Annotated in this window: 7 protein-coding genes; 4 read left to right on the top strand and 3 right to left on the bottom strand. The window is 68.4% G+C overall.

The window, feature by feature from the left end:
• Positions 1-25 precede the first annotated feature (25 nt).
• From accB to meaB, 4 genes are all read left to right on the top strand, one after another.
• Positions 26-481 (top strand): acetyl-CoA carboxylase biotin carboxyl carrier protein, encoded by a 456-nt coding sequence (accB, locus tag KEG57_RS44200; protein WP_272423026.1) that lies wholly within the window; start codon positions 26-28, stop codon positions 479-481.
• Positions 482-512: 31 nt separating this feature from the next.
• Entirely contained in the window at positions 513-1,850 is a 1,338-nt protein-coding gene (accC, locus tag KEG57_RS44195) for an acetyl-CoA carboxylase biotin carboxylase subunit (RefSeq protein WP_272423025.1), read from the top strand.
• 118 nt (positions 1,851-1,968) lie between these two features.
• The gene (locus KEG57_RS44190) at positions 1,969-5,748 is read left to right on the top strand and encodes an FAD-dependent oxidoreductase (RefSeq protein WP_272423023.1); all 3,780 of its coding nucleotides are present in this window, start codon (positions 1,969-1,971) and stop codon (positions 5,746-5,748) included.
• 13 nt (positions 5,749-5,761) lie between these two features.
• Entirely contained in the window at positions 5,762-6,778 is a 1,017-nt protein-coding gene (gene meaB / locus KEG57_RS44185) for a methylmalonyl Co-A mutase-associated GTPase MeaB (RefSeq protein ID WP_272423021.1), read from the top strand.
• On the opposite strand, the gene nth is transcribed toward meaB, so the two are convergent.
• The 3 genes from nth to KEG57_RS44170 form a co-directional block, all read right to left on the bottom strand.
• The gene (gene nth, locus KEG57_RS44180) at positions 6,775-7,626 is read right to left on the bottom strand and encodes an endonuclease III (protein WP_276073679.1); all 852 of its coding nucleotides are present in this window, start codon (positions 7,624-7,626) and stop codon (positions 6,775-6,777) included. The two genes, meaB and nth, sit on opposite strands and share 4 nt — an antisense overlap.
• Positions 7,627-7,748: 122 nt before the next feature.
• Positions 7,749-9,536 (bottom strand): Fic family protein, encoded by a 1,788-nt coding sequence (locus tag KEG57_RS44175; protein WP_272423020.1) that lies wholly within the window; start codon positions 9,534-9,536, stop codon positions 7,749-7,751.
• A gap of 249 nt (positions 9,537-9,785) precedes the next feature.
• On the bottom strand, positions 9,786-15,122 hold the full coding sequence (locus tag KEG57_RS44170; protein WP_272423018.1) for a protein kinase domain-containing protein: 5,337 nt from the start codon (positions 15,120-15,122) through the stop codon (positions 9,786-9,788).
• Between the last annotated feature and the right edge of the window lie 93 nt (positions 15,123-15,215).

Raw genomic sequence — 15,215 nt, 5'->3', positions numbered from 1 at the left:
CGCCACCGCGCGGGAACGGATTGGCATGAACATCGACCTCAAGCAGCTCCGGACGCTGCTCCGCGTCCTCGAGAAGCGTAACGTCACCGAGTTCGAGTTCGAGGACGAGCACGGGCGCATCCGGCTCGCGCGCGGCGCGGGCGGCGCGCGCGTCGTCGCCTACGAAGAACGCCCCGAGGTCGCCCCCGGCGCCCCGGCGCCCCGCCCCGTCGAGGCGGCGAGGGCCGAGAGCGACGAGAAGTGCGACTTCGTCACCTCGCCCTTCGTCGGCACCTTCTACCGCTCCCCTTCCCCCGAAGCGCCGCCCTTCGTCGAGGTCGGGAGCGCGATTCGAAAGGGCCAGGCGCTCTGCATCATCGAGGCGATGAAGCTGATGAACGAGATCGAGGCCGACTGCGACGGCACGCTCGTCGAGATCCTCGTCGAGAACGGCAAGCCCGTCGAGTTCGGTCAGAAGCTCTTCAAGATCCGGAAGGCTTGAGCGCCGCGGCGGCAAAGAGGAGGTAGGCGTCGTGTTCGGCAAGATCCTCATCGCGAATCGCGGCGAGATCGCGATGCGCATCCTCCGGGCGTGCCGCACGCTCGGGATCCGCGCGGTCGCCATCCACTCCGACGTCGACGCGAGCGCGCCGCACGTGCGCTTCGCCGACGAGGCCGTTTGCGTGGGCCCGGCCGATCCGCGCCGGAGCTACCTGAACATCCCGCAGATCATCGCCGCCGCCGAGATTACGGGCGCAGACGCGGTCCACCCGGGCTACGGCTTCCTGTCGGAGAACGCCGAGTTCGCCGATCTGTGCCGGCGCTGCGGCCTGACCTTCATCGGCCCCACGCCCGAGGCGATGCGCCTCTGGGGCGACAAGGTCCGTGCGCGGGAAGCCGCGAAGAGGTTCGGCTTGCCGCTCTTGCCGGGCACGACGGTGCTCCGCGACGGCGACGACGCCGCGGCGCAAGCGGCGGTCGTCGGCTACCCCGTGATCCTCAAGGCTGCGGGCGGCGGCGGCGGTCGCGGCATGCGTGTCGTGCGCGACGAGAGCGAGATCCGCCGCGCCTTCGAGACGGCGACGAGCGAGGCGCTGGCGGGCTTCAAGAACCCCGACGTCTACCTCGAGAAGTTCGTCGAGGAGCCGCGGCACATCGAGCTGCAGGTGCTCGGTGACAACCACGGGCACATCTTCACGTTCGGCGAGCGCGAGTGCTCCTTGCAGCGCCGGCACCAGAAGATCATCGAAGAAGCTCCGAGCCCGGCCATGACGCCGGAGAAACGGGCCGAGCTCTCCGCGGCGTGCACGCGCGCGCTCGTCGAGACGGGGTACACCTCGCTCGGGACGCTCGAGTTCCTGATGGATGAGCGGGGAAATCTCTACTTCATGGAGATGAACACCCGCGTCCAGGTCGAGCATCCGGTCACGGAGATGGTGACGGGCATCGATCTCGTGGAGAACCAGATCCGCGCCGCCGTGGGGGAATCGCTCAACCTCCCGAGCGGGCGCGCGCTCGGCTTACGCGGCCACGCGATGGAGTGCCGGATCAACGCGGAAGATCCACGCACGTTCGTCCCCTGGCCGGGCCTCATCACCGAGTACCTCCCGCCGGGCGGCGGCGGCGTGCGCGTCGAGTCGGGCGTCTACGGGGGCTTCCGCGTGCCGAACAACTACGACCCCATGCTCGCGAAGGTGATCACGCACGGCGCGACCCGCGCGGAAGCGATCGCTCGCATGCGGTCGGCCCTCGACGAGTTCATCATCGGCGGCATCCGCACGAACATCCCGCTCCACCAGGCTCTCCTGCGGGATCCGGACGTGGTCGCCGGCAAGATGTCTACGCGCACGATCGAACGACTACGATTCTAGGAAAAGTACGAACGAGCCGGACAGGCTTGAGCGAATCTCGACGAGTCCCCTTCAATCGTCGGGGTGGCTTCCCCATATTTCATCGCTAAAGACAGCAGTCACGACAGGAACGCTGGTGATGCAAGACGGTCTGCAAGTCGACTTCTCCTCCTGGGTGAACGCCACCTCCGAACCTTCCGAGCTCGTGCTCGGCGAGCCCGGGTTCGTGTACGCCGATCTCTTCGACGCCGGTCGCCTGGCCGAGCTCACGGGGCGGTTTTATGCGTACTTCGAGGCAGCGGATCCCACGGGGTACGAGCGGTTCTCGAAGTACCGCGCGTGCCAGGGGAGCGGCATGACCGCCGAGGAGATCTCGGAGGCCTTGCTGGCCGGCGCGCCGCACCTGTCCCGCTTCGTCGTGCGCCTCTTCGGCGTGGAGCGCGAGGCGGAGGCGCTCGCCGCGGGCGCCGAGGAGCGCTCGCCGCTCTGGGCCTTCAAGAAGGATTTTGCGAAGAAGCGCCTCTTCAAGCCGGGCGCGGGCAAGGCGTGGAAAGGCACGGCCGTCGAGGCCGCGCATGCAGCACGGCGCGCGCTCGCGGCGGTCGGCGCGGACGCGAGCCGGCTGGACTGCGGATCCGAAGCGGAGGAGCTCGCGGTCGCGGCGGCGACGATCGTGCTCGTCACGATCGATGATGTCGCGCGCAAGGCCGCGAAGGCAGGCGGCGCCTCGTGGACGCCCGAGCTCCACGAGAAGGCCGCGAAGGTGCGGGCCGCGATCGCCGCGGATCCGATGCTCACGCAGGTCGCTGCGGGCGCGGTGGCCGTCGCGGGGGATACGCCCGCGGACGCGGAGGACGCTGCGGTCGTCGCGTTCGCCCTCGACGCGGTGGAGGCGTGGCTCGCGGCGCGGCGCGTCGATCACCACGATCCGGCGCGGCGCTGGTCCTCGCTCAAGGCTCCGGCGACGCTCGATCACAACCAGCTCGTCCAGCTCCGCCGCGCGGACGACAAACTGCCCGAGCTCTTCGTCGGGCCCGAGCACGAGCGGCGCCACCGCGACGGCTTCGCGCTCACCGATCGGCGCGGGACCGCGCGCGAGGTCGAGAGCGAGGTCGACTACTGCCTCTACTGCCACGATCGCGACAAGGACTCGTGCTCGAAGGGCCTGCGCGACAACAAGACCGGCGCGATCAAGCCGAACCCGATCGGCGTGACGCTGAACGGCTGCCCGCTGCACGAGAAGATCAGCGAGATGCACGTGATGCGGCGGAGCGGCGACTCCATCGCGTCGCTTGCGCTCGTGTGCATCGACAACCCGATGCTGCCCGGCACCGGTCACCGCATCTGCAACGACTGCATGAAGGCGTGCGTCTTCCAGAAGCAGGAGCCGGTCAACATCCCGCAGATCGAGACGAGCGTGCTCACGGACGTGCTCGGTTTGCCCTGGGGCTTCGAGATCTACGGCCTGCTCTCGCGCTGGAACCCGCTCAACGTGAAGCGGCCGCACCCGCGCCCGTACATCGGCAAGAACGTGCTCGTCGTGGGCCTCGGGCCCGCGGGTTACACGCTCTCGCATCACCTCGCGCTCGAAGGTTTTGCGGTGGCGGCCGTCGATGGGCTCAAGATCGAGCCGCTCCCCGTCGAGCTGACGGGTGATGCCACGCGCGCGCCGCGGCCCGTGAAGGACTACAAAAAACTCTACACCGAGCTCGACGAGCGCATCCTGCTCGGGTTCGGCGGCGTGAGCGAGTACGGCATCACGGTTCGTTGGGACAAGAACTTCCTGACGGTCCTCTACATCACGCTCGCGCGTCACCAGAACTTCCGCGCCTACGGCGGCGTGCGGTTCGGCGGGACGCTCGATCTCGACGACGCGTGGAAGCTCGGCTTCGACCATGTCGCGATCGCGGCGGGCGCGGGCCGGCCGACGATCATCCCGCTCAAGAACAACGTCGCGCGTGGCATCCGCAAGGCGAGCGACTTCCTCATGGCCCTGCAGCTCACGGGCGCTTACAAGCGCTCGTCGCTCGCGAACCTGCAGGTGCGCCTGCCCGCGATCGTGATCGGCGGTGGCCTCACGGCGATCGACACCGCGACCGAGCTCATCGCCTACTACATGATCCAGGCGGAGAAAACGGACGCGCGCGTGGCGAAGCTCATCGCCGAGCGTGGCGAGGCCGCCACGATGGCCTCCTTCGACGAAGAGGAGCGCGAGTTCGTCCTGGAGCAACGCGCGCACGCGGCGCAGATCCGCGAGGAGCGCGAGAAGGCGCAACGCGAGGGCCGCGCGCCGAACCTGCAGAAGTTGCTCGACGCGTGGGGCGGCGTCTCGCTCGTCTACCGCAAGCGCGTGATCGACTCGCCGGCCTACCGCCTGAACCACGAAGAGGTCGCGAAATCGCTCGAGGAGGGCGTGCGCTACATCGAGAACATGGCGCCGGTCGAGGCGGTCCTTGACGAGCGCGGGCACGTGCGCGCCATGATCTTCGAGCGCCAGAAGGTCGACGAGGCCGGCAAGTGGACCTCGAGCGGCGAGATGGTGGAGCTACCGGCGCGCAGCGTGTGCGTCGCGGCGGGCACGAGCCCGAACGTGATGTACGAGAAGGAAAAACCCGGCACGTTCGCGTTCGACAAGAGGAAGCAGTACTTCCAGCCGCACAAGGCGTTCGTCGACGAGGCGGGCAAGCTCCACGTCGAGGCCGTCGCGGATGCGCGCGAGGGCTTCTTCACGAGCTTCAATGACGGCGCGCACGCGGTGAGCTTCTACGGCGACAACCACCCGCACTACGCCGGCAGTGTGGTCAAGGCGATGGCGAGCGCGAAGGACGCGTACCCGCACGTGGTCTCGCTCTTCGCGAAGGACATTGAGCGCCTCGGCGAGGAGCCGCAGGCCGCGCGTGATGAGCGGCGGCGCGCGCTCTACACGAAGCTCGACGACGACTTCAAGGCCGTCGTGGTGAAGGTCGAGCGCCTGACGCCGACGATCATCGACGTCGTCGTGCGCGCGCCTGCCGCGGCGCGGAAGTTCGAGCCTGGCCAGTTCTACCGGCTGCAGAACTACGAGGTCTTCTCGAAGGTCGTCGAAGACACGCGCCTCGCCATGGAGGGCATCGCGCTCACGGGCGCGTGGGTCGACAAGGAGAAGGGCCTGCTCTCGCTGATCGCGCTGGAGATGGGCACGTCGACGCGCCTGCTCTCCTCCCTCCGCGTGGGCGAGGAGGTCGTGGTCATGGGCCCGACCGGCACGCCGACCGAGATCCCCACGGGCGAGACGGTGCTGCTCGCGGGCGGCGGCCTCGGCAACGCGGTGCTCTTTTCGATCGCGAAAGCGCTCAAGGCGAGCGGCGCGAACGTCGTGTACTTCGCGGGCTACAAAAACGGCGAGGATCTCTTCAAGCAGGAGGAGATCGAGGCCGCAACGGACCAGGTCGTGTGGTGCACGGACGCCGGCGTGGAGATCGCGCCGCGCAGGCCCGCGGATCGGCACTTCCGCGGCAACATCGTGCAGGCGATGAAGGCCTACGCGGAGGGCGCGCTCGGCGGCGAGATGTTCAAGCTCTCGCAGGTGAGCCGCATCATCGCGATCGGTTCCGATCGCATGATGAACGCGGTGCGCGAGGCGCGGCACGGCGTGCTCGCGCCGCACCTGAACCCGAAGCACGTGGGCATCGTGAGCATCAACTCGCCGATGCAGTGCATGATGAAAGAGGTCTGCGCGCAGTGCTTGCAGCGCTGGGTGGATCCGGAGACGGGCAAAGAGCAGTTCGTCTTCACCTGCTACAACCAGGACCAACCCATCGATCGCGTGGACTTCAAGAACCTGTCGGCGCGCCTCCGCGCGAACAGCGCGCAGGAGAAGCTCACGAACATGTGGCTGGATCGGCTCCTCGCGAAGAAGCCCGATCTCAAGCGGATCTAGGAGCAAACGCGCCGTGCATCCGCTCGCGGAGAAGGTGCTCGCCCGGGACATGCGTGGCACGGCCCGGGCCTGCCGTTGGGCCGACGATCGCACCGGGGACTATCTTACGGTCCTGAAGGATCTGTTCCCGCACACGGGCCGCGCCTGGACGATCGGCGTCACCGGGAACCCCGGCGCGGGCAAGAGCACGCTGACGGATCGGCTGATCGCGGTCTTCCGCAAGCAAGGCAAGCGCGTCGCCGTGGTCGCGATCGATCCGACGAGCCCGTTCTCCGGCGGCGCGATCCTCGGCGATCGCATCCGGATGCAGGCGCATTTCAGCGATCCCGACGTGTTCATCCGATCGCTCGCGACGCGCGGCGCGCTCGGCGGTTTGTCCAGGTCGGCCGCGGACGTGATCCGCGTGCTCGACGCGTGGGGCGCCGACGTGATCCTCGTGGAGACGGTCGGGGTCGGTCAGGACGAGCTCGAGATCACGCGCACCGCAGACACGACGCTCGTCGTGATGGCGCCGGGGCTCGGCGACGACGTGCAGGCGATCAAGGCAGGCCTGCTCGAATGCGCAGACGTGTTCGCCGTGAACAAGGCGGATCGCGAGGGCGCGGACGCCGCGGTGCGGGACCTCGAGCTCATGATCGCGCTCGGTGGTGAGGTCGTGAAAGCGGGCGTGCACAGCCGCGGGCACGCGGCGGGGACACTCGACATCCAGAAGCAGGTGGTGCGGCACGACGCGAACAAGTGGGTGCCGCCCGTGGCGCGGACCGTGTCGACACGGGACGAGGGCGTGGCCGCGCTGGTGACGCAGCTCGAAGCGCACTACGCATGGCTCACGGGCACGGAGTCCGGCGCGGCACGGCGGTTCGAGCGGCTCCGCGAGGCGATGCGCACGCAGCTCCGCGAGGCGCTGCTCGACGCGGCGATGGGCGAGCTCGGCAGCGCGCTCGACGACGCCGCGCAAGCCGTGGCGCATCGGCAGACCGATCCGTACACGGCCGCCGAGCAGCTCGTGACCGCGTTCCGCGGCCGTTAAGCCCGCCCGCTCCCCTTCCCTTTTGCAGCCGCTTTCTTCGGCGCGATCCGCGTCGCCACGCCCTTCTTCACGACGACCTTCTTCGCTGCGGTCTTCGTCGCCGCGACCTTCTTCGTGGCCGCCTTCTTCGCGGCCTTCCTCGGCGCCGCCTCGATGACCACGGCCGGCCGCTTCTTCGGCGGCTTGCGCCCCACGTTCTCTGCCGCGAACGCGCTCGGGCACGCGTCGTTCACCCCGCACGCGGCGCACGCGGGCTTCTTCGCGAAGCAGACCCGCCGCCCGTGGAAGATCAGGACGAGCGACAGCATGTTCCAGTCTTCGGGCGGAAACAGCGCGCAGAGCGCCTTCTCGATGGTCTCGGGCTTCTGCTCCGTGGTCCAGCCGAGCCGCTGCGATAGCCGCTGCACGTGCGTGTCCACCACGACGCCCTCGGGCCGGCCAAACGCAACGCCGAGCACCACGTTCGCCGTTTTTCGCCCGACACCGGGCAGCTCCACGAGCTCGGCGAGCGTGCGCGGCACCTCGCCGCCGTGCTTCTCCACGAGCTTTTTCGCGAGCCCGACGATGTTCTTCCCCTTCTGGTTGAACATCCCGAGCCGCTCGCGCAGGAGCGCCGCGACCTCGGCGACCGGCGCGTTCGCGAGTGAGGGCGCGTCGGGCCAGCGAGCGAACAGCTTCGGCGTGATCTGATTGACCAGCACGTCCGTCGTCTGGGCGCTCAGCACCGTGGCGACGAGGAGCTGGAATGGGTTCACATGGTCGAGCTCGCAATGCGCGTCCGGGTGGATCACGCGCAGGCGCCTGAAGGTCTCCTGCGCGAGCGCGCGCGGCTGGTTCGTCGCGGTCATGCCTCGGGTCCCGGTAGAAATGGCCATCGCCCCGCGATCTCGCTCGGCTGCGAGCGTCATCTCGGGGCGATGGTTTTACCTTCTGGAACCCCTCGTGCAAAGGGGTCGTGTTTGTCTGGGGATCAGCTCACGAACGCGCGCTTTCGCGTCTCGTACTCGTCGAGGAGCTTCTCCACGCTGGAGAGCGCGTTCTCGACGGCCTCCTGCACCATCTGGAGCACGGTCGTGGCCGAGCCCTTGAGCGCCTCGTAGTAACGCTGGCGCTCGGTCGAGTGGATGATCGACGGCGGCAGGCCCGAGCGGATGAGCAAGAGGTTCATGAACAGCCGCGCGACCTTGCCGCTGTCCGACTGGAAGGGATAGACGCGCAGGAGGTCGTAGTGGGCGCGGGCCGCGATGCGCAGGCCATTGCGGGTCTTGCGCGTCTCGGGATCGTTCAGCCAATCCACGATCTGCCGCACCTTGTAGGCGATCTTGTCCGGCGGCGCATACTCGTGGAAATACAGCCGGTGCTGCGGGATGTCCTTCCGATACTTGACGGTCTTGATGTCTCCCTCTTCCGGATGGAGGATGAGGTAGATCTTCTTGATCACGTCGATCGTAATGGGCAGCTTCTTCTTGCCGTAGTCGCGGACGAACTCGATCGCCTCCTTGTGGCGGCGGATGTCGTCGTACGTCGGCTGAAGGTTCGTGTCCGAGACCGGCGGCGCATAACCGGAGAGCGCCGTGCGTAGCTCCTCGAACGTGTACACGACGCCTTCGAGCGCGCTGTCGTGGAAGATCCACGACATGTCGAAGCGGTCCGTGTAGTTCTTCTGGAACTCCTCGCTCTGCGAGGTCAAGCGCTTTTCGATGACCTCGGAGCGCTCCTCGATGGTCGCGCGGCGCTGCGGGGGAAGGAGCGGCAGCGGGAGCGCCACGACGCGCGGCGCAGGCTCGCGCACCGCGATGAGGCGGCCCTCGCGCGGCTTGTCGGCCTTGAGGAGCTTGCCCTCCTTGCCCTTCTTCTTGTCCTTCTTGTCCTTGCCGCCCTTTTCCTTGGCGACCGGCTCTCGCTCCTCGACCGGCCTCTCCTTGGCGACCTTGCCCTTCTCCTTGAGCGGGAGGGCCTTGGCCTTTTCCTTCGGAGCCGGGGCCTTTTCGGCCTCCTTCTCCTTGCGGGCTTCCTTGTCCTTCTTCGCCGCCTTCGCCTTCCGGAGCGCTTCCTTGGCGGCGAGCCGCTCGGCCTCCTCCGCCTCACGCGCGGCGCGGGCCTTGGCGGCGGCCTCGGACTTGCGGGCCTCCTTGGCCTCCTTCGCCTCCCGCGCTTCCCTCGCCTCCCGGGCCTCGGCGGACTTCTTGCGGGCCTTCTCGGCGGGGCGGACCTTCGCGGCCGGGCGAGCCGGGCGCTTCGGGCGGGCCGGCTTGGCGACGCGCTTGGCCGGGCGGGCCTTCGCGACCGGGCGCGCGGTGCGTTTGACCTTCGGGAGCGCGGCCTTCTTCTTGCGCGAGATCGCGCGCGCCTTCTGGCGCTCGGCCGCGCGGGCGGGTTTGCGCGCGACCTTCTTCGACTTCTTCTTCGCGATGGCGCGCTTGACCCTCTTTTTCGTCGGGCTTTGCGCCTTGCGGACCGGCGCGCGTTTGGCCCGGACGACCGCTACCTTTTTCTTCGGCTTCGCCGCCTTTGCCTTCTTCGCGGCCGCGCGCTTTTTCACCACGGCCACGCGCTTCGTCGCGCGCGCGGCGGCGGCCTTGCGGACGGCCTTCTTGGCGGCTGGCTTCGCTCGCTTCGTGGCCTGCGCACGCGGCTTTTTCTTGAGCTTCGCCGCCGCGGTTTTTCGCGGCGGGGCTGCGCGCCGACTCGCCTTGGCTCGGGTAGCTGCCTTCTTCTTGGTGTTTTTGGCCAATTTACGGGTCTTTTTAGCCGCCATGGAGCGTGATTCCAGCGGTCGCTCGGAGAACCCCCCGCGGCGACACGGCACGATGAGTCTGTCGGGCCCCTCGAGGCCCGTGCGACGGGGCGTGAGGGTAGCAACCAAGGATTTTGCCCGTCAACCGCTGTTCTTGCACGAACGGCGCGGCCGCGTCGCCCCAATTCGTACCCCCTCGGCCCAGAAGCGCGCAAAAGGGCCGCTCGGATCTCCGAGATCGGCCCCTTCGCGCGGTCCAGACGATGTCGTTCAGGCGTCGATGTTGATGCCTAGCTTACGACGGATCGCGAAATAATCCTCGCCGACCGAGAACAGAACGAGCTCCTTCAGGCGCTCCTTCTGCGGCACGGCGCTCGCGGAGTCGTCGGCGGCCTTGATGATTTCCTGTGCAATCTCGAGGTCGTTCGCCACGACGAAGCCCGCGCGGTCGGCCGTGAGGTCGACGCCCGCGACCCACTTCTTGAGGTCGATCGCGCCGGCCTGGAGGAGCTTCGTGACGGCGCTCGCGAGCTCGTCGCGCCGCGCGCCCGTGATCACCGCCTCGATGACCGCGAGGTTCTCCTTCACCGGACCCTCGATGTCCTTGGAGATCGGGAAGTTCGGGGAAATGAGCTTGATCGCGGCGAAGAGCCACGCCCGGAGCCCCGTGCCCGTGGGGACGAGGTAGCGGAGGTACATGCCCGGCCGGTAGTACGTGAGGTGGCGGCTCGCGATGAACGCGCCCATCTGCGGGGGGACCTCCGTGGCGAGCGCGGCAGCGCCGAGCACGATCGCGGGGTTGTGGGCGTGGAGGAACGAGAGCCCCCCAGGATCCATGGGATTCTGGAAGCAGATGGGCAACTCGAGGCCCAGCACGCCGGCCGCGAAGACGATCGTCTGCGAGAGCGGGTACGGGTGCCGCATGAGGTCGATGGCGTAGGCCATCTGGTAGCCGAGCGCCTCCAAGGGCTGGCCGTTCTTCATGATCACGGCCGGCTGGATGACGGCGAAGACGTTCGTCAGGAGCGGGTCGGCGTCCGGGTGCGTGAGGTTCGTGAACCAGTCGTCCTCACCGAGCGGGACCTGCGCCGCGGCCGCCGTGTCCGAGCGCATGCGCTTGAAGAAGCGCTCCTCGTCAGGCTCGGCGAAGCTCATCAGCGTGAGGGCCTGGCAGAGGCAGTACGCGGAGTCAGCGCGCTTCGACTCGGTGTAGAGCTTGCGCAGGAGCTTGTACGGCTCGGGGCGGTAGGGGTTGCGACGGAGCAGGATCGCCTGCGCCGCCACGGCCTTGTCGAGGTACTGCGCAGGGTCGCTCGCGTAGAGCTTGGCGAGCAGCTCCTCGCGCTCGTGGTTCTCGGGATCGAGCGTCTGCGCGGCTTCGTACGCGTCGATCGCGTCCGCGATCGCGCCGAGCTTGTCCTTGTAGAGCGCGCCGAGCTTCTCCATCGTGGCGAGCACCTTCGACGTGTCGTTGCGCTCGGTCGCTCGCTCGAGATCGACACGCACGAGGCGCTCGACGCCCTCCCAGTCGCCCTTCTGCTCGCGGACCTCGATCGCCTCGGCGAGCGCCTTGTCGAGCGAGGGATCGAGCTCGAGGACCTGGTCGTAGTACTCGATCGCCTTGTCCGAGTCGCCGAGCTGACGCCAGCTCACGATCGCGGCAGTGTGCATGTACTTCGCCTTTTGCCGCTTGTCGTCGATCTTGCTCGCGAGCTTGAGCACGACCTCGATGAGCTTCGACCAGTCCTTCTCCTCGCTGTAGAGCTGCATCAGCTTGGTCAGGATCTTCCGATCGTCCGGGCGCTCGTCGAGCGCGGCGACGTAGCTCTTCGCGGCGCGGGTGCGATCGCCGAGCTGCGCGGCCATGATGTCGCCGACGTCGAGGAGCAACGCGACGCGCTCGTCGCCGCTGACGACGTCGATGCGGCGCATCTTGAGGCGGATGACCTCCTCCCAGTCCTTCTTCGCCTCGTAGAGCCGCACGAGCGCCGCGATCGGCTCGGGCGCCTCGGGCATGAGGTCGGCTGCGTCGAGCAGCGGCAAGACCGCCTCCTCGACCTCGCCGAGCGAGAGTCGCGCCTGGCCGAGGTAGAGCATCGCCTCGGCGCGATCGACCGGATCGAGCTTGTCGGCGAAGCGGTTCGAGAGATCGACGTAGAGCGCGGCGCTCTCCTTGTACTGCTTGGCGTCGTAGCGGACCTTCGCCGCGCGGCGGATCGCCTGCGGGACGTCGGGCGCGAGCGCGAGCAACGTCGGGAGGACGGAGACGGCCTTTTCGGTCGAGCCGATCTTGCTGAGCGCGTCGATGTAGTGGCTGACCACGTCGAGCGCGAGGTCCTTCGGCATCGCGTCGGAGCGGTTCGCCAGCGACTCGAAGTGCTTGGCCGCCTCGACGAAGCGAGAGGCGTTGAAGGCGATCTCGCCCGAGACGTAGAGCGCCTTCATGTTCGTCGGATCGAGGTCGATCGCCTTCGTCGCAGCCGCCTGGGCGCGATCGGTATCCTTGAGCTTCTCGTGCAGGAGGAAGGCCATCTCGCCGTAGTGGCGCGCCTTCGCGAGGTTGCCCTCCGCCGCTTCGATCTCGCGGCCGAGGAGCTCGACGGCGCTGGTCGCGTCGCCGCGCGCGAGGTAGGAGGCGCGGAGCGCGGTGGAGGCCGCGACGTTGCCGGGCTGCGCGTCGAGGGCCTTCTTGTATCGCTCGATCGCGCCGTCGCGATCGCCCTTGTCGTCGAGCAGCTTGGCGGCGCGGATCCAGAGATCGGCGCGCGTCTCGGGCGTCGTCGCCTTGACGGCGAGCGACTCGATCGCGGAGAGCGCGGCGAGCGCGTCGCCGCTCGCGGCGCGGACGTTCGCGAGGGATTCGAGCGCGCCGCCGTGCTGCGGATCGATCTCGATGACCTTCTCGTACGTCTTCGAGGCGCGCTCGGGCGAGCCGACCTGCTCGACGAGCACGCGGCCCATCGCGAGAAGCAGCTCGATGCGGCGCTTGTCGTCGATGACGATGCGGAGGAGGCGCTCGTAGAGCGAGACGACGTCCTCCCAGCGCTCGAGCGCGCGGTAATGCCGCATGAGCGCGGTGAGCGTTCCCTCGTGCGCCGGATCGATCTGGAGGATCGCCTCGTACGCCTCGGCGGCCTTGCCGTGATCGAGGAACTGCTCGTCGTGGATGCCGGCGAGCCGCTCGTAGAGGTTGATCTTCTGGCGCGGCGTCGCGCTGATCGCGATCTGCTTCTCCAGGTTGCCGACGAGCTCCTTGTAGCGGCCCGTGCGGTTGTAGATGCGATCGAGGCCCCGCAGCGCGGTGAGGCCGTGCGGGTCGACGTCGAGCGCGGCCTCGTAGCGGCGCGTGGCCTCGCCGAGGTCGTTCAGCTGATCCTCGTAGAGCTCGGCGACCTTGCAGATGGCCTCGACGCGGGCCTCGCCGCGGAGCGCGTCGGCGCGGCGCTCGAGGATCTTCGCGTAACCGGCCCAGTCCTCCAGGCGGTGGTAGATGCGGCCGAGCGCCTCGGCGGCTTTGTCGTTGCTCGGATCCTCCTGGAAGATGTGCTCGAAGAGATCACGAGCGCGCGAGGCGTCGTTGAGCCGCGTCTCGAGGACGTCGGCGGCCTCGGCGCGGATCTCGCGGGAGCGCTCCGGCGTCGCGGCGCGATCGGCGCGGGTCTGAAGGATCTGGCAGAGCTCCTGCCACTGCTGCGCGCGGCGGTAGAGCTGCGCCATGCCGTCGAGCGCGCCGTCGTGCCCAGGCTCGGCCGAGAGCACGGCCTGGAAGCAAGGAAGGCCCATGTCGGGCCGCGCGATCTTCTCGGAGTACCAGCGCCCGAGCAGGTTGAAGAGCGCGATCTTGGCCTCGGTCGACATCTCCGCGCTGGTCGTCGCGGTGCTCAAGATCTGGAGCGCCTCGGCCCAGACCTTCATGTCGCTGCCGGCCGAGCGCTCGAGATCCTTCGCGTAGTCCTGGTTCTGCGGGAGGATGGAGAGCGCCTGCGCGAAGGCGAAGACGCCTTGCTCGACGTCTTCGAGCTCGCGCACGTAGAGGCGGCCGATCTCGTTCAGCGCGCGCGCCCGCGCCGGCGGATCCTGCGCCTTCTCGCTGCGCTCGAGGAGCATCTCGACGACCTCCTCGTGCTTCTTGAGCTGCCTGCGCACGTCCTCGAGCGCGCTGAACGCGACGTCGTCGTCCTCGTCGAGCTCGACGATCTGCTGGAGCACGCCCTCGGCCTTCTCCAGATCCTTCGCGACGTTCTCGTAGGTGCGGGCGGCGCGGAAGAGGAGCTGCTTCTTCGTCTCCGCAGCCTTGATCTTCTCGCCCGCGCTCTCGCCCTCGTCGACCTCGGAGGCCGCGATGACGAAGGCCTCGGCGACCTTGTGCGGATCCGCGCCGTCACGCGCGGCGCTCTCCAGCGCGAGGGCCGAGTCGTGATCCATGGGATCGGCCAGGAGCAGATCAGCGAGGTCGTTGATCTCGTCGTCGGTGAAGGTCTTGCCCTTGGGCGCTTCCTCCGCGCTCTTGGCCGTGGGATCGACGAGATCGAGCGCGCCGCTCACACCCTTGGGGCGCGCACTCGGGTTCTTGTCGAGCAGGCGCGCGATGATCTCGTCGAGCTCCTTGTTGACCCAGCCCTTCGGCGCGATCGAGGAAGCAGCAGGCGCCTCGCGGACGAGGTGCGCGGCGGCGATGTCGGCGCCGGTCTCGGCGTTGAACGGAGGCTTGCCCGCGAGGAGCTCGAAGAGCATCGCGCCGAAGCCGTAGATGTCGCTCTGCGCGTCGATCGCGCCGGCGCGGATCTGCTCGGGCGAGAGCGCGCGGGCGAGCGTGGGGACGCCGAAGGGACCACCCACGCCGGCGCCGAGGCGATCGCATCCCGCGTCTACGAGGTACGCGCGGACCTTGCCGCCTTCGCCGCGGCCGACGAGCACGTTCTCGAGCTTGATGTTGCCGTGCACGACGCGCGCCTCGTGCAGCGCGGTCAGGGCCGAGAGGACGGCGCGGACGATCTCGCGCGCCTCGTTCATGTGCAGCGCGCCCGTGCGCGTCACGCGCGCGGCGAGCGGCTGGCCGTCGATGGGCGCGTACGCGACGTACGCGTGGCCCGAGACGACGCCAGCTTCGAGCGACGCAGGCAGGCCTTCATGCTGCACCTTCGCGGCGAGACGAACGGCCGTGAGGAATCGCTGGAGAGCGCGCGGCCCGGAAGCGGCGTCCTTGCGAAAGACCTTGAGGCTCCGCTCCTCGGGCTTGTCCTCGCCCTCGACCTTTCGGGTCGCGGCGTAGACGACGGCGCGCGGGCCCTCGCCGATCTTGCGCGTGATCGTGAACGCGCCGAACGCCTCGCCGGCCTTGATCTCGGTGTCTGCGCTCGTGCCCTTCTTCGCGAGCTCGCGCAGTTTCGCGTCGGCCTCGGGCCTCACGGCGAAGATCGCGTCGAGCAGCGCGCCTTCGGCGTCGTTCTCGAAGCAGCGATCCGTGAGCGCGCGTGCGAAGGATGCCTTCGAGACGGCGCCTCCAACCTGGGCCGGATCGAGCCCGAGCAGCTCGCTCGACAGCGCGGTCATTTCATCGAGCGAGAAGAGGCGCTCGAGCTCACCTCGGACGATATCGATCGACATGCAATCTCCTCGGATCCTTCGCGCGGGCGTCCTCGTCTGGTCATGGTTCGGTCCAGCCGAACCGACCAGGGCGTCCGCGGGCGGGCGTATGCT

The organism is Polyangium jinanense (genome assembly GCF_028435365.1).
The sequence above is the reverse complement of the archived record's forward strand: the minus strand, read 5'-3'. Positions and strand labels throughout refer to the sequence as shown.